This is a genomic window from Bacillus cereus (genome assembly GCF_007678085.1).
GTDB lineage: Bacteria > Bacillota > Bacilli > Bacillales > Bacillaceae_G > Bacillus_A > Bacillus_A cereus_BE.
In genome coordinates this window covers 1,280,355-1,303,246 of the sequence record NZ_VEDW01000001.1, presented here as the reverse complement: position 1 = coordinate 1,303,246, position 22,892 = coordinate 1,280,355, and the positions used below count along the sequence as shown (strand labels likewise).

Below are 22,892 nucleotides of genomic sequence, written 5' to 3'. Positions count from 1 at the left end.
AGCGCTACTCATATGAGTAGCGCTTTTGTTTGTACAAATAACGTAGTCATTATAAAGAGTTATCCTTGGTTTTTTGTTTCATCTTTCCAAAGAATACTACACCAGCAATGATAATAATGATAAATGCCCATTTAATGAAAGGGTTACTTTCGAAAAATCCAGCGAACCATTTCTCGTCTACAATCATTTTCGCAGCGGTATAAGCTAAAACTGCTGCTCCAATCGTAATAATGATAGGGAACCGGTCAACCCATTTTAAAATTAATGTACTGCCCCATACTACTACTGGAATAGATACTAATAGTCCGATGATGACTAAAGAAAAATTGCCATGCGCAGCTCCTGCGACAGCGAGAACATTATCTATACCCATTAACGCATCAGCAATAATAATGGTTTTAATAGCAGACCAAAATCCTTCTTCGGCCTTAATATCATGATCTTTGCCTTCAGCAATTAATTTGTAAGCGATCCATATAAGGAGTACACCACCAATTAGAAGTAGCCCTGGTATTTTTAATAACCAAACGACAACTAAGGTAGCTAGAGCTCTAATGGCGATCGCCCCGATAGTTCCCCATATAATAACTTTCTTTTGCTGATCTTTCGGTAATCGCCTTGCTGCTAACCCAATTACAATGGCATTATCACCGGCTAATACTAAATCAATTACAATGATGGCAAGTAAGGCAGACAAATATTCGGCTGAAAGAAAATCCATATACACATCACTCCTTAAGAGTAATATGTGCTAAAGTGTTGATAATATAAAAATAGGATTAAATTTGTATATTCAATCCCTAAATTTTTTATGTATTTTGATATATGTTTTACTTTTGTACTAGTCGTTCTTGTAGTCTTTTTTGCTTATCGTTTCTCTTTCTTAATTTCCGATGCATCTTTTTAATACGATTTTCTTTTCTATTGTGCCAGTTATCACTTTTGTTTCTATTGATACAAAGGAAGGAGGGGGGATGGAAATTACGAGAAGTACTGCACAATACGATAAAAAAAGACTCAATAACCTACTAGAGGAAATCAAGTCTTTTTTATTACATACGATTATCGTGCCAGAAGTTTAATGGGAAGTGTTCGTTCTCACTATAAGCTTCTAATTCATATCCTTTTTCTTTCAGTCCTTTAATAATACCAGGTACTGCTTTAACGGATTGTGGATGAATATCGTGCATTAGAATTACTTCTGTTGGCTTGTTAGCTCCATTTAGTACGTTTTCTACAATTTTAGCTGATGCAGCATCAACTGGCATTTTGTTATATTTCCAGTCTAAAGAATCAATTGTCCAATCCCAAACTTTCAAGCCATTTTCGACAACTTTGTTGCGAAGAGCTTCGTTTAATCCTGGCATTGAACCGTAAGATGGACGAGTTAATACTGGTGATTTACCTAGAACACCAGCAATTAAGCCTTGATCTTCTTTCATTTCATCTACATAATGACCTTCTGTGTAAAGTTTCTTGTAGTTATGAGTCATACTGTGCATCCCAACGTAGTGGCCTTCAGCATCTTCACGTTTTACAAGATCAGGGAATGCTTTTACGTTTGAACCAATTAGGAAGAATGTTGCTTTTGCATTTTCTTTCTTTAACATATCTAAAAGCTCAGCTGTGTATTTTCCAGGACCGTCATCAAATGTTAAGTAAGCTACTTTTCTAACTTGCCCATTGTATTGTTTTGGAGCTTCTTTCGGTGCAAGAGACGATTGAATTTCACTTACAAGTTGAACAGATTTTGCTTCATCCTCTGTACTTGCTAGAGCAGTATGTGCTGATCCTAAAGCCGCTTCGTATGTAAATAATACCCCCGCGCAAATCAACATAGCCCTTTTCACTAAAGTTGTCATTCGAATTCCATTGTGCATAATTTTCCTTCTCTCTATAAAAGTTCTACTCTACTATATTAGCAATTATAAGTAGGTAATTGCAAAAAAACTTTTTTACAAGCGCAAAAAAGTTTGTCCAAAGGTATGCAAGATTTGAAAGGAATGACATTTTTAAAAGTATGGAATAAATAAAGGATAGTTTTAATCATTAATTGGAACACTACAACGGATATTAATTTTAGGAGGTGTTTTAATTGAATTATAAAAAAATGTTTTCAATATGTATGACAAGCATATTTACAGTAGGTTTATTAATTGGCTGTAATCCAGCTCCAAAAGACGAAAAAGAGCCAGATCCAACGGAGGAACCTTCTGAACAAAGACAGGAGGAAAAGAATGAAAAACAAGATCCTTCTATGGAAAAAAATAATGAATTAAACAAAAAAGATGAACAAGAGCCAGATCCAACCGAAGAGCCTTCTGAGGAACAAAAGAAGAAAAAAGAAAATGAGTAGTTGTAGTTTAATGAAATATGTAGCGTGATTTTGTAACGAAAATTTTCCGAAAATATACAAACCACTTTTCTTATATAGAAAAGTGGTTTGTATAAAATTGTGTATGAATTTAAGTATTTCATATATATAATTTTTGTTTTAAAGCAACTTTCTAATTAATGTCTTTTAACATATCTATTGATCTTAAAATGAAGATTGGCCACATATTAATCCTTCTTTACAAACTCTTCAAGTATTAAATTTAATTAAATTCTTCTATTAATAATACAGGCTCTTAATTGATTGAACCTATATTAAAGCGAGTCTGTAGGTCGTATTCTAGCATGAGATGAACTGCTTTGTTTTTTCATCTCTGAATACGAAAGAGTCATATCAATACCGACAGAGCCAACAGCTACTGTTATGATTTTGACATGACAAATAACTCCCTTTAAGGAAGAAATGGTTATCTTATCTCTATATTTTTATAATTAATTCTATATGAATTTAATACTAAAGTCCTACTATTTATAAACTAATAGGTCTTTCAACTTAGGCAGTTCTCACACTAATGAGGGATGTTAAAGGAAATATATGTAACCTATAATAATTACTATAAAGCTTTGGAAAATGAAAAGGAGGAGATTTGCATGAAGAATTGGGTTCAATTTAGAATTGCAAGACCAACAGATAAATTTGAAGAAGTTATAAGCTTTTATGAGACGGGGTTAGGGTTAAAGCGTATAGGGGAATTTCACAATCATGAAGGATATGATGGAGTTATGTTTGGATTACCGGATGCCGAGTATCATTTGGAGTTTACAACGCATGTTAATGGAAGTCCATGTCCGGCACCGACAAAAGATAATTTACTAGTTTTTTATATACCTAATAAAGATGAAATTGAAAAAACAGTGAATCGAATAAGTAATATGGGCTATCATGAGGTGGAACCAGAAAATCCGTATTGGATAGAGAAAGGGACCACAATAGAGGATCCAGATGGTTGGAGAATTGTGCTTATGAATGCATTTGAATAAAGAAGCTCTTTTCGTATGTAATGGAGTGTAACAAAATGATTTAGACATAAATCCCTACAGCATTGTAGGGATTTTTATATAAGAAGATTTAGTTAAGAGAGTAATGAAAATCTAAAAAGTATTTTGGCTAAAAAATATAATAAATATGATTTATGAAGGAGATATAGAAGTATGACATTAAAGCATTTTGATGAGTTTGCTAAAAATGTTGGGAATACACCTCTCATTAAATTAGAATGCGAAGAAACGAAGGATCTATCTATCTATGCTAAATGCGAATGGCACAACCCTACAGGATCGATTAAGGATAGAGCAGCACTTGGAATGATTCGAAAATATTTCCAAGAAGCGGACAAAAAACAATCTATTTTAGAATATAGTGGTGGAAGCTTAGCGAGATCAATTGGGCGTATTTGTTATTATTTAGGAATTCAATGTACGTTAGTTTTAAGTTCTGGAACTGGTAAATCACTACTAAATGAACTTGAGCATTATAGAGCTAACGTGATTTTAGTTGATAAATGTATGGGATTTTACGCAGTAATTGAAAAGGCAATTGAGATTAGCAAACAAAAACCCGAGTTATACTTTTTATTCCAACATTATAATAATGCAAATCTATCAAGTCATATAGAAGGTACAGGCAAAGAAATTATTGCGCAAATGAACGGAAAACCAATACACGCATGGGTAGCATCTGCTGGTACTGGTGGAACTCTAATGGGGGTCTATAAAGCAGTAAAGAATTATACAAAAAATGTTGAGCTACATTTAGTAATGCCTGCTGAATTGCCTTATGGTTCCGAACAACCACCAAATGATTTAAAGAAATATGCTGGATCAGGTGGGTTCGGCTTAAGGAGGAAACAACATTTCATAGAACAGGAAGAGAATTTGATAGAAAAACAATGGACTTATTCATATGAAGAAACCTTGTATGAAATGGCACGTTTTTATAATGAAACTGGTATGAAAATAGGAACGTCTGCGGCAGCGAATTTATTAGCCGCTAAAAAAATTGGAAAAGAAAAAGGTACGAATTTTAATGTAGTTACAGTTTTTCCGGACGCAGGGTCTATAGAAGAGTGGTCAGATGTAAAGAGCTCACAAAAAATAAAGAGAGAATTAAACAAATAAAAGTTCTTTCAAATTCTATTTCTTACACTATGGGAAATTGATGAAAGGAAAACCTGTATATGTAAAAAGTACAGGTTTTCCTTGTTTGTTCTAGTTGTTTGTCATAACTGTAAAATTTCACATACCGTATTTAAAAAATAAATATAGGAAAACCAAAAAGTAATGTAGAATATATCGTACATACATAAATGTAGTCAACATAAAAGATAAAGAGGTGGGCATATGTTACTTGAAGAAGTAATGCAGCAACTAAAGGAATATGGAACAGAACAAAATCGTAAAACGTATAAAAACCACGGAGCGAAAGAGCCACTATTCGGAGTTAGTTTTGCCAATTTAAAACTATTAAAAAAGAAAATTAAAAAAGATCATGATTTAGCAACTTTATTATGGGAAACAAAAAATATGGATGCAATGACTTTAGCGACGATGATTGTAGATCCGAAAAAAGTTACGACAGAACAGCTAAATAAATGGGTACAGGAAGTTGATTATTATTGTTTAATGGACGTTTTGATGACGGCTATTTGTACGTCGCCAATCGCGATAGAAAGAATGGAAGAATGGACAAAGTCTGATGATGAATGGATTGGAAGAGCAGGCTGGTCTTTATTAGCAAATATAGCGATTAAAAATAAAACGTTACATGATGATTTCTTCTCTCCTTATCTAGAAGAGATTAAAGCAAATATACATAATGAAAAAAATAGAAAAAAAGAAGCAATGAATAGTGCTTTAATTGCGATAGGAATTCGTAATGAAGAATTAGAGAGAAAAGCGATTGAAATGGCACGTGAAATTGGAAAAGTGCAGGTTGATCACGGGGCAACATCGTGCAAAACACCAGACGCAGAGCCGTATATAAAAAAAGCGAGAGAAAGAGCTGAAAAAAAGAAAGTGAAATAAGAAAAGGGGAACGGCTATGAAACCAATGGAAGCGGCACAAAGAATCATTACATCACGATTTCCGAATTGTGATGTAGCTTTACTGGGAGGAAGCGTTGCGCGAGGAGAGGCGACAAAAACATCTGACCTAGATATTGTAATAATAGCTCGTAGTTTGTCATCTTGTTATAGAGAATCTTTCTTTAGTAATGGATGGCCCGTTGAGGTGTTTGTACATAATTTTGAAACGTATAAAACCTTTTTTAAAATGGATTGTGATCGCGGAAGACCTTCGTTACCACAATTAGTTTCAGAGGGAATTGTATTAAAAGGGGAAAATGAAAGTGTTGAGAAATTAAAAAGAGAAGCAAATGATTTACTCAATAAAGGACCAGCTAAATGGACTGAAGAAATGATGAAGCAGAAGCGGTATTTTATCACGGATACTTTGGATGATTTTATTGGTGCATCAAAAAGAGAAGAGGAATTGTTTATCGCGAATTTATTAGCTGATTTATTACATGAATATGTATTAAGAGTAAATGAGAAATGGCTTGGAAATTCAAAATGGTTTATAAGGGTACTTAGAAGATATGATGAACGATACGCAGATCAATTTGTAGCAGCGTTCGATCATTTTTATAAAACGGGAGAGAAAAGAAACTTAATTGCTTTTGTAGAAAGAACGTTAGAACAGTATGGAGGGAGAATGTTAGAAGGGTTTTCTATAGGAAAATAAAAAGGGGATAACGCAATGAATGTACCATTTGTTCAATTAAGAGAATTGACATTAGATGATGCAGAAGATCGATATCAATGGTCATTAGATACAAAAGTAACAAAACACTTAGTTGTACCAGATCAATATCCACCGTTCACTCGTGAAGATACGAAAAAGTGGATTGAAGCATGTATAAATCGAAAAAATGGTTATGAACAAAGAGCTATCACTGCAGAGAACGGCATACACATTGGATGGGTAGATCTTAAAAACTTTGATAAAACAAATAAAAATGCAGAACTGGGAATCGCGATTGGTAATAAAGTGTATTGGGGTAAAGGGTATGGAATCGCGGCCCTATATAGTATGTTACATGTAGGATTCTTTGAATTTGAATTAGAGAAAGTTTGGCTACGTGTAGATGAAGATAATTTTCAAGCTAGAAAGAGTTATGAAAAGGCTGGTTTTGTTTGTGAAGGACTAATGAGAAATGATCGATTACGTCAAGGAAAGTTCATTCATCGTTATCGTTATAGTATATTAAGAGAAGAATATGAATCTTTAAATGGTAGTTTATAAAAATATTATGTTAACTTAAAGGGGCTGAAGAAATATGATCCGATTACTTATGAAAGAAGATGCGGAAAAATATTGGGACTTACGTTTACAAGCATTACAAGTAAATCCAGAGGCATTTATAACAACCTATGAAGAGGCAATTCGTCAGGAAAATCCTATTAAGCGAGTGGAAAGTAATTTAACAGCTACTACTAGTTGTACTTTTGGTGCTTTTAATGAGGATCATCAATTAGTTGGAGTTGTTACGTTACTAACAGAAGAAAAAGAGGCGTATAAACATAAAGGTCATATCGTTGCGATGTATGTAGATGCAAGTAATCGAAGAAGTGGCCTTGCACGTGAGTTAATACGTAAAGCAATTGAAAGAGCAAGAGAAATGAATTTGGAACAATTAACATTAGGTGTTGTATCCACAAACGAGCCGGCAAAAAAATTGTATGAATCAATGGGCTTTAAAACGTATGGAATTGAAAAAAGAGCTATAAAAATAAACGGTGTATATAGTGACGATGAATATATGGTGTTGTTCTTTTAAGAAAGGGAGTTTAGTATGAAAGATCTCCATTTAGAAAAAAATATGAACCCGCAAGTGGCGATTTTGTATGCGATGGTTACGGATACATTTAAACGATTGCAAAAGTTAGTAGAAGGTACTGATGAGAAAGAACTGTCTTTTAAAGGGTCAGAAAATAAAGAAAATAGCATCGGACAACTACTTCAACATTTAGCAGTTGTGGATTTATACTGGGTGTACCGTTTAAAAGGAGAGGCAGTTCCCCGGACACTTAATAATATATATGGACCAATGTTAAATGAAGCAGGAGAACTACCGAGTTTAAGAAAACAGGCGTTGCAACAATTAATGCAAGATTATGAAGCTGTGCAACATATGTTTTATGAGGAATGTATGAAACTAACAGAAGCTGATTTAACACGAGAGGTTTTTTATGAAAAGGGAGAAAATGCGACTATAAGGTGGGGGATATGGCATATAGCTGATCATAATCGGTACCATCAAGCTCATATTAGCCAGTTGAGAAAACTATATAGAGCTAGAATACATGCGAGATAAAGATTTCAAATTTTAATTATATTTAATTTGTTGTATAGTATAAGAACAAACTAAATAAGGGGTTTTATAATGAAAGCTATTGCAATAGGGATATTGGCATCATTTTTCTTTGCCTTTACCTTCGTTTTAAACCGGGCGATGGACTTAGAGGGTGGAAGCTGGATTTGGAGTGCATCATTACGGTACTACTTTATGGTTCCAATGCTTTTACTCATTGTCATGTATAGAGGTAACTTAAAACAACTCTTTCAATATATGAAAAATAATCCGAAAGAATGGTTAGTGTGGAGTATCGTTGGATTTGGTCTCTTTTATGCACCACTTAGTTTTGCTGGAGCTTTTGGACCTGGTTGGCTTGTTGCATCAACATGGCAAATTACGATTGTCGCAGGAATTTTGTTAACACCATTTTTTGCAGTAGATCCATTACATAAAAAACTTCCAATGAAGGAATTAGTTATGTCTGGGGTTATTTTATGCGGTGTTGTACTCATGCAAGTAGAACATGCTTCTTCATTAGGAATTCGAGAAACCGTTTTATGTGTAGTTCCTGTACTTATTGCAGCGTTTGCATATCCTCTTGGAAATCGAAAAATGATGCAAGTTTGTAAAGGCGAATTAGATGTATTTCAGCGAGTTCTTGGTATGACATTAGCAAGTTTACCATTTTGGTTTTTATTATCTGGTTATGAAGTATCAACAGGCGGGCTACCGTCAAGTAGCCAAGTTTTCCAATGTTTTATTGTAGCAGTTAGTTCTGGTTTAATCGCGACAGTACTATTCTTCTTTGCGACAGATCTTGTAAAAGATGATCCACAAAAACTAGCAACAGTGGAAGCAACACAGTCCGGTGAAGTTTTATTTGCGCTAGTAGGAGAGCTCATCTTGCTATCTGCGCCAATTCCATCATCTTTATCTTGGATTGGTATGAGCCTCGTTATTATCGGAATGATACTACATAGTTATGTAGCGGTCGTTGTGAAAAAAGAAGAAAAAATAACGGCGTAATGGGATTAGCTCTTTGAATGAAGAGCTAATCTTTTTTCATAGAAAGGGATGGAAGTATGAATTTACAACACGTTGAACAAATTGAGAACGATCCTATCTTAAAAGTACTACAGTATGCAATTGGTCCAAGTGAAGCTAGCTTAAAGAAAGCAGTTTTATTTTATGAAAGGAATAAAGGGACTTTTTACAAATATGAAGAAAAAGCTTGTATTGGTATTGAAATAATCGGAGCATATAAAGCGAGAATTTGCCATATAGCAGTTGCTCCACAATATCGTCATACAGGAATTGCGTTGCAAATGATAAAGGAAGTATTAAGAATACATCAGTTGACTTATGTAGAAGCAGAGACAGACAAAGAGGCAGTAGAATTTTATAAGAAAATTGGTTTTCAGGTTAAAAGTTTAGGAGAAAAATATCCAGGGATAGAAAGGTTTCATTGTTACTTGGAAAGCTAGTATAAAAATATACAAATGTACATATAGGGTTTAGTTTGAAAAAATTAACATATACATTATATAATAAAGTTATCTGGAAAAATATAGATAAAAGAAATTAGGTGTATAACACATGAGAATGGATAAAAGTAAATTTATAAAAGTCGCTACTTCAATAGGAGTATCATCATTTTTATTAACAGGCTGTGGTGATTATGAAGAAGAAACTGTACAGAAAGAAAGTACCGCTGTTAAAACAGATGGTGCAAAGCAAGGGAATGAACAAGAAGCTTTAAATTGTGATGATAAAACTCCTACTAATGAAAATGTAGAAAATGATGAGTTATGCAAGGAAATGAATCCATCGTTTTCATCGTATAATGAAAACTCACATTTACCGATACTGCCATTCGTCGCAGGATATTTATTAGCAAGCAGAACTTCAAATATGAATTATACAACAAAACCAAATATAATGAAGAAACCGTATGCAAATAATATTATTCCATATCGTGAAAAAGACCAAAGTAGAACTGGTGGCAGCGGTGGAGGCTACTACGGCGGTACTAATAGTAACAATAATTCTTCCAATAAAGTAGATTTAAATAAACAACCACCGAGTACATCAAATAAAGTGACGCCAGATACAAATACGCCGAAATCATCTACGACTCAAACCCCGAAAGTGAATTCTGGTTCCAGTGGAATTGGGAATGCAAAAGCGCCGGCCGGATCATAACACGAAAGGATAATAGGATTATGTATACAGAACAAGAGCAGAAAGAGTATATGAGTGTATGGTTTTCACTTGCAGAAGAGGCTGGTAGGAATGGGTTTACATGGCCGAGTCTTTTAGAAAACGAAGAATGGAATCAATATATGGCAACAGGTATGTATCGTATGCCAGTAAAAACTTATACTGCTATTTCAAAAGCGACTGAGGAAATTATGTATGTGTTATATAAAACGTATCAATATATTGTCAATACGACAGAAAATTTTCAAACACTAGGATTTCCAGCTGAAACGTGGGAAATTGCTAGAATGAAACATATTGGTTTGTTTTCATATTTTACAAGGTTTGATTTTATCGTAAATGGTGAAGATATTAAATTAATAGAAGTAAATTGTGATACACCAACAGGTTATTTAGAGCCGTCTGTCGCAAATGAAGTGTTGTGCCGTTATCACGATGTGAACCATCCGAATCATATAGAAGAGCATATTGTGCAGGCGTGGGAACAAATTAAACATGACTATAATATAGGTCCTGAAGAGAAGATATATTTTACTAGTTATGATTGGCACGATGAAGATCATCAAACAGTTCAATTTTTAAGAAGCTATTGCTTAGATCAATCAACGGACTATATAGGTATACAAGATATCGTCGTTGCAGATGATGGTATATATACGCCAAATGGTGAACGAATCTATTATTTATATAGATTATATCCAATTGAATATTTGGTTTCAGATACCGATAAAAACGGGAAAAGAATTGGACTTCAGTTTTTAGACCATATAGCGCAAGGAAGAGTGAAAATCATAAATCCACCGGCTGCCTTTCTTATGCAAAATAAAAGTGTACTCGCATTAATTTGGCAACTTTACGAAGAGGGAATCTACTTTGAGGAAGAAGAGCGAGGAATCATCCAGAAATACTTCCTACCAACCTATTTTACAAATAAACCGTTTATAGAAAAAAATGAATCATATGTTTCTAAACCTTTATACGGTCGTGAAGGTGGAGGGATATCTATATACGAAAATGATGAGCTATTAGCAGAAGATAAAACAGCCTATTACTTTGAACAGCGGAAAATATATCAGCAATACATAGAAATGCCTGATTATACAATTGATACATGGGATGGTCCATATACTGGTAAACTATTAATTGGTTCACACTGCATTAGCGGGAGAGCCGCAGGGTTATTTTTACGAGTAGGTGAGAAAATAACGGGCAACTTATCGATGTTTACAGGGGTTACAATTGAAGGATAAACGAAAGAGCCCATCATTTCCGATGGGTTTTTTCGTTTATATTATTGTTTTTATTGTTTGATGTAACGCCTTTATCTTTCTTCTGTTGTTATATAAAATTAATATAATACCATTTTTGTGCAGGTAAAAATGATTAAGTTAAAAATTAAGAAAAATATGATAATATATGTATGTAGTAGTTTAAAACAAATGGGGGAACAATCGTGAAAATGAATGACATAGTGGCAAGTACACCATTGCCAAATACAATTAAAACAATTTCAAATGATTTAAGAAAATTAGGGTTAGAAAAAGGAATGACGGTTATTGTACATTCTTCGCTAAGTTCTATTGGCTGGGTATCTGGCGGAGCAGTTGCGGTAGTAGAGGCGTTAATGAAAGTTATTACGGAAGAGGGAACAATTATTATGCCAACACAATCTTCTGATTTATCTGATCCGAAACATTGGTCAAGACCACCTGTACCTGAAGAATGGTGGCAAATTATTCGAGATAACGTACCAGCATTTGAGCCACATATTACACCAACAAGAGCAATGGGGAAGGTAGTTGAATGTTTTCGTACATATCCGAATGTGGTACGTAGTAACCATCCATTAGGAAGTTTTGCTGCATGGGGAAAACATGCCGAAGAAATAACGATGAATCAGTCCCTATCAATGAGTTTAGGAGAGGAATCTCCATTAAGAAAAATATACGATTTAGACGGATACATATTATTAATTGGAGTTGGGTATGATTCCAATACGTCTGTACATTTATCTGAAGTACGTACTGGTGCATGTGAGTTAATAAAAGTAGGGGCACCAATTATAGAGAATGGTGAAAGAGTATGGAAAGAGTTTGTTGATATGGATTACGATTCTGATAAGTTTGTAGAAATCGGTGTAGAGTTTGAGCGAAAAGGAACTGTAACAAATGGAAAAATAGGAAATGCAACGTGCCGTCTTATGAAGCAACGAGATATCGTTGACTTTGGAACGGAATGGTTTCGTAAGAAAAATCAGTAAGGGATGGTTACAATGAAGGGGAAAAAGGTATTAATTACGAGTGGTGGTTGTTTAGAAAAATGGGACCAAGTACGTGGGCATACGAATATGGCGAAAGGCACAATTGGGAGAATAATCGCCGAAGAGCTTATTAATAAAGGGGCAGATGTTATATATTTACACGGTTATTTCGCTGAAAAACCGAACGATATAAATAATCAATTGGAATTACATCCATTTGAAGGAATTGTTGATTTACAAGATAAAATGAAAAGTATAATTACGCATGAAAAAGTAGATGCGGTTATTATGGCAGCCGCTGGATCAGATTGGATTGTAGACAAAATTTGTGATCAAGATGGTAAGGTACTTGATATGAATGGGAAAATTTCAAGTGATATAGCACCAATTATTCATTTTCAAAAGGCTCCAAAAGTATTAAAACAAATAAAAGAGTGGGATCCAGAAACGGTACTCGTTGGCTTTAAACTTGAAAGCGATATAAATGAAGAAGAACTGTTTGAAAGAGCGCTGAAAAGAATGGAAGAAGCGAAGGCAAGTGTAATGATTGCGAATTCACCACATTCTTTATATTCGCGCGGAGCAGTACACCACGTAATTGGACAAGACGGTAAAGGGAAGTTATGTAACGGAAAAGATGAAACAGCGAAAGAAATTGTCAAAAGGTTAGAAGTACTATGTAATCGCATTACTGTTTTATAATTTTAAGTATTTGGATAAGAATCAATCCGCATAATATATATAGGTAAGCGAAACTTTAATTAATGGGAATTTTACTTTTACACGCACATTAACCATTCAAGATGGGTACATAGAATAATTGGTGAGGGGTGGATTCTATGGAACATTTATTAAAGCAAGCTATAAAACTAAGAAATGAGAAGAAATATGCGCAGTCCAAAGAGATACTTATTGGGTTAACAAACTTTACGCGGGATGCTGAAGTGCTTTTTCAATGCGCCTGGATACATGATGTAATGGGACTTGAAATAGAGGCTGTGCCGTATTATGAACAAGCAATTGCAAATGGTCTTGATGGTGAGTCACTTTGCGGTGCATATATCGGTCTTGGCAGTACATATCGTTGTATAGGTGAATATGACAAAGCAATTACAGTTTTAGAAACAGGTTTGCAGCAGTTTCCGGATAATGATGTGATAAAAGTATTTTTGTCATTAGCAAAATATAACGTAAACGATCATGAATCCGCGATGAAATTATTACTTGAAACGGTTATAAAAGTAGACGAAGTTAAAGAATTTGAACGTGCCATTATATTTTATAAAGACCATTTAAACGAGGTTTTTAAATAGAGGGGTGAACATATGAATGTCTCACTATCGCGAAGGCGAAAAGGTATTTGGATTGGACTCGTATCTTTCATCTTGTTATCAAACTATTTATTGTATGCTCTTCCGATTGTGCCAGCTGCTCCGAATGAAGTAGTTTTTGGTTCTTTGTTAGATTGTATGTTTGTAATTCCGGTCATCACGTATTTCTTTATTATTCGAAAAAGATACTCGTTAACGTATGTATTTCCGGTTGTAATAGCTGGTTATATTTTTGCGAGATTTATTATTCCAAATAACTATTTACAAGCTTTTTCAAACGTTTCTTATATAATAGTTGTGGGAGAAATTGCTTTTGTAGGTCTAGAATTATTCCTTCTTTATAAAATAGTTAAAGTGCTTCCTGAAACATTCAAACGATTTAAAGAATATAGAAGAGAATATTCTTCATTTTCTTATGCCATTGATGCAGCGTTTGATGCTACTATGAAAAGAAATAAATTAGTAGATATCATTGTAACAGAATGTAAGTTAATCTATTATGCATTTTTATCGTGGCGTACAACAGTACCAGAAGGTGAATCCGTGTACTCATATCACAAAAAGACTGGAGCAATAGGTGTATATATCATGATTATCCATGCGACCTTAATAGAAAGTATCGGTTTTCATTATTTGCTTCATCAATGGAATCCAGTAATAGCATGGATTTTACTTATTTTAAACGTATATGCAATGTTTTATTTTATAGCTGAAATACAAGCGATGCGAAAAAATCCAATTATTGTTGCGGATGAAAAAATAATCATTCAAATTGGATTAGGTAAGAAAATTGTTATACCATTTAAACAAATTGATGAAATTTCGTTTTATAAAGGAGTACTTTTAAAGAAAGAGAAAGAAGTTCTTGATGCAACAGTGATGGAATTTATAAAGGAACCTCCAACATTTGAAATAACACTAAAAGAGCCAGTGAAGGCGCGATTGTTATATGGATTTTCTAAAACTGTAAGTCGTGTTCACTTAAATGTTGATGAGGAACGGAAATTTTATGATATGGTTACGGAGAAATTGAAACATGAATAATGCTACTAATTTTCATCGTGCGTTTGGTGTGTACGGAATTTGTATCGAAAACAAGAATTTATTAGTAATTGATAAAATTAAAGGTCCATATAGAAATCGGTATGATTTACCTGGTGGTAGTTTAGAAGATGGGGAATCATTATTAGGTGGACTTCATAGAGAGATTAAAGAAGAGACGGGGCTAAATGTAACGGTAGTAAAACAAGTAGGTACAATTGATTTTCAATTTCCATCAAAATTCAAGGAGTACACACATGTACATCATATCGCAGTTTTTTACTTTGTAGAAAGGTGCGAAGGTGAATTCAAAGTACCGGAACAATTTGAAGAGCAAGATTCATTAGGAGCTAGGTGGATTCCAATAGAAAGTATTACTGAAGGTAATTCATCTCCTCTTGTATGTAGTGCTGTGGAGTGGTTAAAAGAATTTAAGTTTCGTTTAGAAGTGAAGGCTTACAAATCATGGGTTATAAAATAATAATACAAATAGAGTTCCTTCTAACTTAGAAGGGGCTTTTTTGTGAAGTAGAAAATGCGATCATATAAATTTTAACTTAAAAACAATGAATGAATTGACTAAACGCTTTCTTAGTGGAAATATAAAGGGATATAATGAAAGAACTAAGATTAAAGGGGAAATTTTAAAAATGAGTTGCTTACGTCCGTCAGGGATTGAAATTATTGAAAGAAAAATCCGATATGATGCTACAACTGTAGATCATGCTTGTTTATTAATAGAAACGCAGCCAGATAAGATTGTTTTATACCATGAAGTACAGTACTCTTTTACAATGGAAGCGAACGATAAGAAGTTAACGATCCCGAAAGGAAGTTGTACAATTGCATATTACTGGAGGAATCGTCCATATAATTTATACGTTTGGAGAGATCATGATGGAGGTTATCTAGGTTCTTATTTTAATATCGTAAAGAATACTTGTATAACGGATGAAGTGATATCTTTTGAAGATTTAATCCTTGATATTATGGTACTTCCAAGTGGAGAGTTTTATATATTGGATGAGGATGAATTACCTGAGCAGTTAGAACAATTTGAAGACGGATATGTAGAAAAAGCTCTTCATACAGTCAAAAATGCAATTCAAGAATCGCTTCCAAACATCATTTCAGAAACTGCTAGTATTTTTAAAAATAAATAACGTTCATTAAAACCTAGTTGACTTATCGGAAATATTTGTATAATATGTAGTTAATTCTATAACGTATAGCTGATTGGAGAAACCAAAGGCATTTCATTACAAAATGAAATGCCTTTGGTTTTTTTATTATATAAATACTGAATCTGTTCATTTAGATGATGCATTTCAAGGAGGGGAAGAAGTGACTGTTTCAATTGATGGGGTATCAAAATATTTTTCGAAACTAACTGGTACGGTTCAAGTATTAGAAGATATTAATTTTCAATTAGAGAAAGGGGATTTTGTCACTATAATTGGACCGAGTGGTTGTGGGAAAAGTACGCTTTTGAAAATTGTTGCGGGATTAGATAACGAATTTGAAGGTGAAGTTATCATCGATAGGGAGAAAATCGTAAAACCGAGTAAGAAACAAGGTTTTATTTTTCAAGAACATCGCTTATTTCCGTGGTTAACAGTTGAAGAAAATATTGCTGCAGATCTGTCGTTAAAAGATAAGTATGTAAAAAATAAGGTAAAGGAATGGGTTGAAATCGTTCGATTAGACGGTTTTGAAACATCTTATCCGAAAGAAATTTCAGGCGGGATGTCGCAACGTGTTGCGATTGCGAGAGCTTTATTAAGAGATCCAAATGTATTATTACTTGATGAGCCATTCGGGGCACTTGATGCTTTTACTAGAAGTCATTTGCAAGAAGTACTGCTAAATATTTGGGAGCAGAAGAAAACGACAATGATATTTGTTACACATGATATAGACGAAGCGATATATCTTTCAAACCGAATTATCATCATGAGTGCAAAGCCTGGAAAAATACATAAAGTGATTGAAAATAATTTACCTTATCCACGTAGTAAAACTTCGGAATTATTCCAAGAAATTCGTACGAAAGTATTGCAGCAGTTTGAACACGGGGGACTGATTCAAACGAGTATATAGGAAAGGGTGGATTATATATGAATAAAAAAGGCAAAGTTCTTTCTTTTGCATTAGCTATATCTTTCTTTTTATTAGGATGTGAAAAAAACACAGCGAGTAGCAAGAAAGAAGATGTAACAATACAAATTGGTATACAGCAAGGGTTAAGTCCGCTCTTACTGGCACAGAAAAAAGGATGGTTTGAAGAGGAGTTTAAAAAAGAAGGAGTTAAAGTGAAATGGACAGAGTTTCAAAGTGGACCTCCCTATTTTGAAGCGATTGCATCAAATCGATTAGACTTTGGTGAAGTGGGAAATTCCCCAGTTATTTCCGCGCAAGCAGCAGGTATTGAATTTACCGAAATTGCTAATACAAGTTATGCGAGGAAAGGAACAGGAATTCTTGTACAAAAAGATAGCAAGATTACGAGTGTAAAAGATTTAAAAGGTAAAAAAATCGCAGTAGCAAAAGGAAGTAGCGCATTTAATTTATTGTATCGAGCCTTAGAAAAAGAAGGTATCCATGCGAAAGATGTAAATGTCATTCAACTGCAACCAGATGAAGCGCAGCCCGCATTTGAATCAGAATCAGTAGATGCATGGGCCATTTGGGATCCGTTCATTTCACTACATACGCTTAATAAAGGGGCAAAGGTTATTGCAGATGGTGAACGATTAAATGTTCCTTCACCAGAATTTTTAATTGCGAGAACAAAATTTGCGAAGGAGCATCCCGAATTAGTTGAGAAATTCCTTAAAGTTTATGAAAAATCACGTGTATGGCAAGAGTCCAACTTAGATGAAGCAATAAAAATATATACTTCTGCCAAGAAAATTGATGCTGACATTGTAAAAGAAGTGTTTAATCACGACAAACCAATTTTAGTTCCAGTAACGAAAGAAATAATAGCGGAACAGCAAAAGACAGCGAATTTTCAATATAAACTCGGTTCTATAAAGAAAGAAATCAAGACAGATAAAGTTGTAGATAATTCTTTCGTAGTAAAAGCATTAAAGGCGAAATGAAAAGAGGTTTTGTAAATTGGAGAATACGAAAGCTGTTATGAAACCAGCGGGTATACCGATTGGCAAAAAGAATGTAAAGAAAGTGCGAAAGACGAATGTAAAAGTGCTAGTAAGAGCGATTACTATACCGATTATCGTATTAATTATTTGGCAGTTAGCCGGCGTATTCAATTTAGTTTCTAAAACAGTTTTACCGACACCATTAGATATATTTCTAGCTTTTCAAGAACTTATAAAAACAGGAGAGTTATTCGGTCATTTAAGTATTAGTGTATTCAGAGCTGCGGCTGGTTTCTTTATCGGCGGGAGTTTAGGAATTATTTTAGGAACGATTGTTGGATTTTCAACGAGAAGCGAGCAATATTTAGATCCGTCTGTACAAATGCTAAGAACTGTACCTCATTTAGCTGTTGCACCGCTTTTCGTATTATGGTTCGGTTTTGGAGAAACATCGAAAGTGTTATTAATTGCGGACGGTGCATTTTTTCCTTTATACGTAAATGCGTTTTTAGGAATACGAGGTGTGGATTCAAAGCTATTTGATGTTGCGAGAGTATTAGAGTTTAGTAAAAGAAAATTAATTACGAAACTCATTTTACCTGCTGCATTGCCGAATCTATTACTTGGAGCAAGATTGTCTTTAGGAGTTGCATGGGTGAGTTTAGTAGTAGCAGAACTTATGGGATCTACTGAAGGTATTGGCTATATGATTATGGATGCAAGGCAATTTTCAAATACAGATATCGTATTTGTCGGTATTATTATTTTTGCATTCGTTGGGAAGTTTTCAGATTCACTTGTTCGATTACTAGAAGTGAAGTTTTTAAGATGGCGAGATAATTTTAAAGGTGAGACAGGTAATTAACATATAAATTATTAGGGGTAATTTATATAGAGTATATTAGTATACGTTTCAAAATAAATAAGGGGTGGTAAAGATATGGAATTATTATGGTTTATTCCTGCTTATGGAGATGGTCGATATTTAGGAACGACAAAACGAGGAAGAGCAGCTGAGTATGGTTATTATAAACAAGTTGCACAGGCAGCTGATTATTTAGGATATACGGGTGTGTTACTTCCAACTGGTCAAGGGTGTGAAGACCCATGGGTGTTGGCATCAGCTCTTGCGGCTGAAACAGAGAAGTTGAAATTTTTAGTAGCAGTTAGACCGGGACTTATGTCACCAACAGTTGCAGCAAGGATGGCATCGACATTTGATAGAATCTCAGACGGAAGATTACTTATTAATGTAGTAGCTGGAGGAGATCCTGTTGAGTTGCAAGGTGATGGATTGTATCTTGAACATGATGAAAGATATGAAGCAGCGGATGAATTTTTAAAAGTTTGGAAATCAACTTTGAAAGGTGAAACAATCTCTTTAGAAGGAAAACATATTAAAGTTACGGATAGTAAAGTTGTATTTCCTCCAGTTCAAACACCGCATCCACCAATTTATTTTGGCGGATCTTCCGCTGCAGGTAAAGAAGTTGCTGCGGAACATAGTAATGTATATTTAACGTGGGGGGAGCCACCAGAGCAAGTGAAAGAGAAAATAGATGAAGTAAGAAAACTTGCAGAAGAGAAGGGGCGTGCAGTACGATTTGGCATCAGATTACATGTAATTGTAAGAGAAACAGAGGAAGAAGCATGGGAAGAGGCTGAAAAGTTAATTCAATATGTAGATAATGAAACGATTGAGCTTGCTCAAAAAACATTTGCCAGATATGATTCAGTCGGACAAAAACGAATGACACATTTAAATAAAGGTACAAGAGAGTCGTTAGAGATAAGTCCTAATTTATGGGCGGGCATCGGACTTGTACGAGGAGGTGCAGGTACTGCGCTTGTAGGGGATCCACATACAGTAGCAAATAGAATAAAAGAATATGAAGCTTTAGGAATTGATACGTTCGTTTTATCGGGATATCCGCATTTAGAAGAAGCGTATGAAGTAGCAGAATTATTATTTCCATTATTGAAAGACGAGAAGAAACAAGAAAATAAAATTGTTGGTGAAATGATTGCGGATGCATATGCATTAAAAAAATAGTGAGGATTAAAGTTTCACCTATGTTTTGCTTCATTTTGTTTACTGCCTGTCAATACAGGATAAAAAACCCGCAAGTATTTCACTTGCGGGTTTTCATCGTAAACTATTAGAAAATATGGTAAAATTAAATAGTAACTTAAGGTACGGTTGGTTGTTCAATTATCACTTCTCCAAAGTAGGAGGGGGGTGATAATACATGAGTGAAATAGCGTTGCTACTGCAAGGTGGACTGTTTCTCGTTGCATTGTTAACGTTCGTCGTCGTTTTAATAGACAAGCTCAAAAAATAACAACCCACCTATGCCAATAGAATGTGGGTTGTTTTGTTTGTAAGAAACAAATAGGATAAATGAACAATCCAATCTGCTAAGTTACGTGGACTAGTGTGTAGCCGCACACTAGTCTTTTTTATTTATATACAATTAATAATTGGTTTATGTGATTGTATTGTTCTTTTCATACTTATTATAACACAGTGTCTTTTCATCAAGAAAGGAGACCGTATGTTCTGATTTCGATTAAATAGAAGGAGTTTTTTCTTTAAATAGCCCATCCATATACTGTTTTAAAGTTTGGACATAAAATTCCTGCTTACTTACATTATTTACGCCGACAATGGGTGATGGAAGTTCATATCTCTTTTCTGATAAATGAACGACAACGTCAAAAATATCAAATAAACGAATGAAACAGAACAGACCATCTTTATCACTTAATAAAATAAAGTAGTGGTTTTCACTATTTGTATTCAATGTATTCCATAAAGAACTTTTACTTAAATCGCGGACAATGCTCTTATCTTTTAATTCCATGAAATCCGCATTTGATAGAATGTTAGAAATATCCATCGCATCTGGATCTTCAAAATAGCCATTAACAGCCTGTACAGCGAAAGTATAAGCCATTTTTAATACACTCATTTTGTATTTACGGTTATCTAAAAGTAATTCACGTTGAATCGAGCTAGCTACTTTCGTTACACGTTCTTCTTTCCAAATTTCATTATGTAGTGAAATATCGTGCTTTTTACATAGTTTCATAATTAATGCATTGGAATAAAGTATTTCATCACTTACTTCAACAACATCTGTCTCAGCAGCCGCAAGTTCCTCACCATGCTCATTCGTATAGAGAGGGGAATCAATTTGTTTTTTCATTTGCTCAATCTTAAATTGGCTTAATTTATGCCGAATTAAGGGACGATCAATATTTGTTGTCAGTTGATCATAACAAGTATCACAAATTGAGTTTGTGAAATAATATCCACATAATATTTCGGGGATGACATATTGTTCACTAAATTCTTTCGTATCTTTTCTGCAAATGATGCATTGTGTCATTTTTATCACCTTTACCTGCAAATTTGTATGTAATCTCATTGTAGTGTATTTATTGGTATTTTGGAATATTGTAAAAGAAAATATTATGTGAAATTCGTGCTTATTTTGGTACAATGAAGAGAAGTGCTAGTTAAAAGGAGGACGTTTTTTTGAAATCGAAAGTGCACTTTTGGACATTAGAAGTGCTAATGGTTGTAGCGATCATATTTATTTGCACAAAAATATCGTTTCTATTTCAACCGATTGGTATCTTCATATCAACGTTGTTTTTCCCAATCTTAATCGCGTTATTTTTATACTTCATATTTAACCCATTGTTAGTCTTTTTGGAGAATAAAAAAGTCCCTAGAAATTTAGCGATTTTACTGTTATATCTTTTTATTATAACATTAACTGCAGTTGGAGTTGGAGTAGTGGTCCCAACAATCTCACAACAGCTAATGGATTTAGTAAAAAATATGCCAGGTTATATTAAAGAGGGAAAACTATACATACAAGATTTATCTCATCATAGATTGTTTGAATGGTTATCAACACAAAACTATGTTTCCATTGAAACAATTGAAAAAAATGCAATTGAGTACTTAAAAGATATACCAAACACGATTACGTCGAGTGCAACGGCTTTATTTGGTATTATAACGAACGTCGCATTAGTGATCTTCACAGTACCGTTCATTTTATTTTATATGTTTAAAGATGGCCATGCGTTTCCAGGAAAGGCGGTAAGTTTATTACCAGAGTCTTACCGCGAAGAAGGGCTTCGTATCATTAAAGAAACGAACGAAACATTATCTGCATATATTCAAGGGCAAGCGCTCGTTTGTATATTTGTAGGTGCTTTTACTTTTATCGGTTACTTAATTATCGATTTACCGTATGCTTTTGTTTTAGGAATTATAGCAGCATTTACAAATATCATTCCTAACTTAGGTCCATTTATCGGTGCAGCACCAGCTGTTATCGTAGGTCTGTTCGTATCTCCGATGCAAGCGTTGTACGTAATTATTATCGTAACAATTGTACAACAGTTTGAAAGTAATATCATTTCACCGCGTATTATGAGTTCAAAATTAAATATCCACCCGCTAACAATTATTATTTTAATTTTAGGGGTAGGTAACTTTGCAGGAATTATCGGAATGATTTTAGCAGTGCCAGTTTATGCGGTAACGAAAACAGTTGTATCGAACTTAGTGAGACTGTTTAAGACGAAACGAAGTAATCGAAAATAGTATATGTTGAGAAAGATACACCGCTTTTTAAGTGGTGTATCTTTTGTTTGTTAATCAATGTTAAAAAGGGTATGAATAAAATTTTATTATATATTTATTACATATCAAATGTAATGGAAAACTTGTATAATATAGCCTCGATAAAACTATGTGGAATCCCTCTGAACTATCCAAATCATTTCCTTAGAGCGTGCTATCAACATCATAATCGACTCCTTTCAATTTTTGTATTTTTAAAGGATTATAAGTGAGAGTAGTATTTACTTCTACGATCTCGAATTTCGTCCATAATCTGTTTATATTGTTGTTCTTGTTGTAATTCAGCGTCAGAAAGGTTCTTTTTCTGAATTGTTATTGTTAAAAAGAAAAGGTGAAAATTCATAATACATTCCTCCTTTGGAAAGGAATTATAGATGGCTACAGTAGTGACTTTGACGCTCTTTTACATCTTCCATAGCTTTATTAATTTGATGGTCATGCAATATCTCATTGTTGGAGAACTTAGTTTTTTGAATAGTGATAGTTAAAAAGAATACTTTAAATTTCATTACATATTCC

General features: G+C 34.0%; 29 protein-coding genes and 1 pseudogene. 24 read left to right on the top strand and 6 right to left on the bottom strand.

The features are described from left to right. Positions 1-49: 49 nt before the first annotated feature. The 3 genes and pseudogenes from FS742_RS06760 to FS742_RS06755 form a co-directional block, all read right to left on the bottom strand. Positions 50-721 carry a TerC family protein gene (locus tag FS742_RS06760; RefSeq protein WP_144611708.1) on the bottom strand — a complete coding sequence of 224 codons (672 nt, stop codon included), beginning with the start codon at positions 719-721 and terminating at the stop codon, positions 50-52. 109 nt (positions 722-830) lie between these two features. After that, positions 831-947: pseudogene (locus FS742_RS28350) on the bottom strand (DUF3841 domain-containing protein); the annotation flags it as partial. Between the two features lie 105 nt (positions 948-1,052). Then, positions 1,053-1,880 carry a peptidoglycan-N-acetylglucosamine deacetylase gene (locus FS742_RS06755; RefSeq protein WP_144611707.1) on the bottom strand — a complete coding sequence of 276 codons (828 nt, stop codon included), beginning with the start codon at positions 1,878-1,880 and terminating at the stop codon, positions 1,053-1,055. A gap of 215 nt (positions 1,881-2,095) precedes the next feature. Here FS742_RS06755 and FS742_RS06750 point away from each other — a divergent pair, with 215 nt between their 5' ends. From FS742_RS06750 to FS742_RS27790, 23 genes are all read left to right on the top strand, one after another. Continuing rightward, on the top strand, positions 2,096-2,356 hold the full coding sequence (locus FS742_RS06750) for a hypothetical protein (protein ID WP_144611706.1): 261 nt from the start codon (positions 2,096-2,098) through the stop codon (positions 2,354-2,356). A 629-nt stretch (positions 2,357-2,985) separates the two neighbouring features. Further along, complete coding sequence (locus FS742_RS06745; RefSeq protein WP_144611705.1) at positions 2,986-3,375, top strand: VOC family protein; 390 nt, start codon at positions 2,986-2,988, stop codon at positions 3,373-3,375. 171 nt (positions 3,376-3,546) lie between these two features. Next, positions 3,547-4,512 (top strand): pyridoxal-phosphate dependent enzyme, encoded by a 966-nt coding sequence (locus FS742_RS06740; RefSeq protein ID WP_144611704.1) that lies wholly within the window; start codon positions 3,547-3,549, stop codon positions 4,510-4,512. Between the two features lie 222 nt (positions 4,513-4,734). Next, the gene (locus FS742_RS06735) at positions 4,735-5,418 is read left to right on the top strand and encodes a DNA alkylation repair protein (protein ID WP_144611703.1); all 684 of its coding nucleotides are present in this window, start codon (positions 4,735-4,737) and stop codon (positions 5,416-5,418) included. A gap of 16 nt (positions 5,419-5,434) precedes the next feature. After that, complete coding sequence (locus FS742_RS06730) at positions 5,435-6,136, top strand: nucleotidyltransferase domain-containing protein (RefSeq protein WP_144611702.1); 702 nt, start codon at positions 5,435-5,437, stop codon at positions 6,134-6,136. Positions 6,137-6,151: 15 nt separating this feature from the next. Further along, on the top strand, positions 6,152-6,697 hold the full coding sequence (locus FS742_RS06725; RefSeq protein ID WP_144611701.1) for a GNAT family N-acetyltransferase: 546 nt from the start codon (positions 6,152-6,154) through the stop codon (positions 6,695-6,697). 34 nt (positions 6,698-6,731) lie between these two features. Continuing rightward, complete coding sequence (locus FS742_RS06720; protein WP_144611700.1) at positions 6,732-7,232, top strand: GNAT family N-acetyltransferase; 501 nt, start codon at positions 6,732-6,734, stop codon at positions 7,230-7,232. Positions 7,233-7,247: 15 nt separating this feature from the next. Further along, positions 7,248-7,769, top strand: coding sequence for a DinB family protein (locus FS742_RS06715; RefSeq protein WP_144611699.1), 522 nt, complete (start codon positions 7,248-7,250; stop codon positions 7,767-7,769). A 69-nt stretch (positions 7,770-7,838) separates the two neighbouring features. Continuing rightward, positions 7,839-8,777 carry a DMT family transporter gene (locus FS742_RS06710; RefSeq protein ID WP_144611698.1) on the top strand — a complete coding sequence of 313 codons (939 nt, stop codon included), beginning with the start codon at positions 7,839-7,841 and terminating at the stop codon, positions 8,775-8,777. A gap of 56 nt (positions 8,778-8,833) precedes the next feature. Continuing rightward, positions 8,834-9,235 (top strand): GNAT family N-acetyltransferase, encoded by a 402-nt coding sequence (locus FS742_RS06705; protein ID WP_144611697.1) that lies wholly within the window; start codon positions 8,834-8,836, stop codon positions 9,233-9,235. A 112-nt stretch (positions 9,236-9,347) separates the two neighbouring features. After that, positions 9,348-9,953, top strand: a complete 606-nt coding sequence (locus tag FS742_RS06700; RefSeq protein WP_144611696.1) for a hypothetical protein — start codon at positions 9,348-9,350, stop codon at positions 9,951-9,953. Between the two features lie 20 nt (positions 9,954-9,973). Next, on the top strand, positions 9,974-11,221 hold the full coding sequence (locus FS742_RS06695) for a glutathionylspermidine synthase family protein (RefSeq protein ID WP_144611695.1): 1,248 nt from the start codon (positions 9,974-9,976) through the stop codon (positions 11,219-11,221). 209 nt (positions 11,222-11,430) lie between these two features. After that, entirely contained in the window at positions 11,431-12,231 is an 801-nt protein-coding gene (aacC, locus tag FS742_RS06690) for a BA2930 family N-acetyltransferase (RefSeq protein WP_144612071.1), read from the top strand. 12 nt (positions 12,232-12,243) lie between these two features. Further along, positions 12,244-12,933 (top strand): phosphopantothenoylcysteine decarboxylase domain-containing protein, encoded by a 690-nt coding sequence (locus FS742_RS06685; protein WP_144611694.1) that lies wholly within the window; start codon positions 12,244-12,246, stop codon positions 12,931-12,933. A gap of 137 nt (positions 12,934-13,070) precedes the next feature. Next, positions 13,071-13,544: a tetratricopeptide repeat protein gene (locus tag FS742_RS06680; protein ID WP_144611693.1), complete on the top strand. Its 474-nt coding sequence runs from the start codon at positions 13,071-13,073 to the stop codon at positions 13,542-13,544. A gap of 12 nt (positions 13,545-13,556) precedes the next feature. Next, positions 13,557-14,606 (top strand): hypothetical protein, encoded by a 1,050-nt coding sequence (locus FS742_RS06675; RefSeq protein ID WP_144611692.1) that lies wholly within the window; start codon positions 13,557-13,559, stop codon positions 14,604-14,606. Further along, positions 14,599-15,084, top strand: coding sequence for an NUDIX hydrolase (locus tag FS742_RS06670; RefSeq protein WP_144611691.1), 486 nt, complete (start codon positions 14,599-14,601; stop codon positions 15,082-15,084). The genes FS742_RS06675 and FS742_RS06670 overlap by 8 nt, the downstream gene beginning before the upstream one ends. A 169-nt stretch (positions 15,085-15,253) precedes the next feature. Then, positions 15,254-15,766 carry a ribonuclease FAU-1 family protein gene (locus FS742_RS06665; RefSeq protein WP_144611690.1) on the top strand — a complete coding sequence of 171 codons (513 nt, stop codon included), beginning with the start codon at positions 15,254-15,256 and terminating at the stop codon, positions 15,764-15,766. Positions 15,767-15,947: 181 nt separating this feature from the next. Beyond that, the gene (locus FS742_RS06660) at positions 15,948-16,703 is read left to right on the top strand and encodes an ABC transporter ATP-binding protein (protein ID WP_144611689.1); all 756 of its coding nucleotides are present in this window, start codon (positions 15,948-15,950) and stop codon (positions 16,701-16,703) included. A 17-nt stretch (positions 16,704-16,720) separates the two neighbouring features. Next, positions 16,721-17,707, top strand: a complete 987-nt coding sequence (locus FS742_RS06655) for an aliphatic sulfonate ABC transporter substrate-binding protein (protein WP_144611688.1) — start codon at positions 16,721-16,723, stop codon at positions 17,705-17,707. Between the two features lie 16 nt (positions 17,708-17,723). Beyond that, on the top strand, positions 17,724-18,572 hold the full coding sequence (locus FS742_RS06650) for an ABC transporter permease (protein ID WP_144611687.1): 849 nt from the start codon (positions 17,724-17,726) through the stop codon (positions 18,570-18,572). A gap of 75 nt (positions 18,573-18,647) precedes the next feature. Beyond that, on the top strand, positions 18,648-19,760 hold the full coding sequence (gene ssuD / locus FS742_RS06645) for an FMNH2-dependent alkanesulfonate monooxygenase (protein ID WP_144611686.1): 1,113 nt from the start codon (positions 18,648-18,650) through the stop codon (positions 19,758-19,760). 196 nt (positions 19,761-19,956) lie between these two features. Beyond that, positions 19,957-20,049 carry a putative holin-like toxin gene (locus FS742_RS27790; protein ID WP_001289320.1) on the top strand — a complete coding sequence of 31 codons (93 nt, stop codon included), beginning with the start codon at positions 19,957-19,959 and terminating at the stop codon, positions 20,047-20,049. A gap of 228 nt (positions 20,050-20,277) precedes the next feature. Here the strand turns inward: FS742_RS27790 and FS742_RS06640 are convergent, their stop codons facing one another. Continuing rightward, complete coding sequence (locus FS742_RS06640) at positions 20,278-21,099, bottom strand: HNH endonuclease (RefSeq protein WP_144611685.1); 822 nt, start codon at positions 21,097-21,099, stop codon at positions 20,278-20,280. 149 nt (positions 21,100-21,248) lie between these two features. On the opposite strand from FS742_RS06640, the gene FS742_RS06635 reads away from it, so the two are divergent. Next, positions 21,249-22,334, top strand: coding sequence for an AI-2E family transporter (locus tag FS742_RS06635; RefSeq protein ID WP_000837880.1), 1,086 nt, complete (start codon positions 21,249-21,251; stop codon positions 22,332-22,334). Positions 22,335-22,575: 241 nt separating this feature from the next. Here FS742_RS06635 and FS742_RS06630 read toward each other — a convergent pair whose 3' ends face one another. Both FS742_RS06630 and FS742_RS06625 read right to left on the bottom strand, forming a co-directional pair. Further along, positions 22,576-22,716: a YrzI family small protein gene (locus FS742_RS06630; RefSeq protein WP_144611684.1), complete on the bottom strand. Its 141-nt coding sequence runs from the start codon at positions 22,714-22,716 to the stop codon at positions 22,576-22,578. Positions 22,717-22,741: 25 nt separating this feature from the next. Then, positions 22,742-22,882 (bottom strand): YrzI family small protein, encoded by a 141-nt coding sequence (locus tag FS742_RS06625; protein ID WP_071728873.1) that lies wholly within the window; start codon positions 22,880-22,882, stop codon positions 22,742-22,744. Positions 22,883-22,892: the final 10 nt, after the last annotated feature.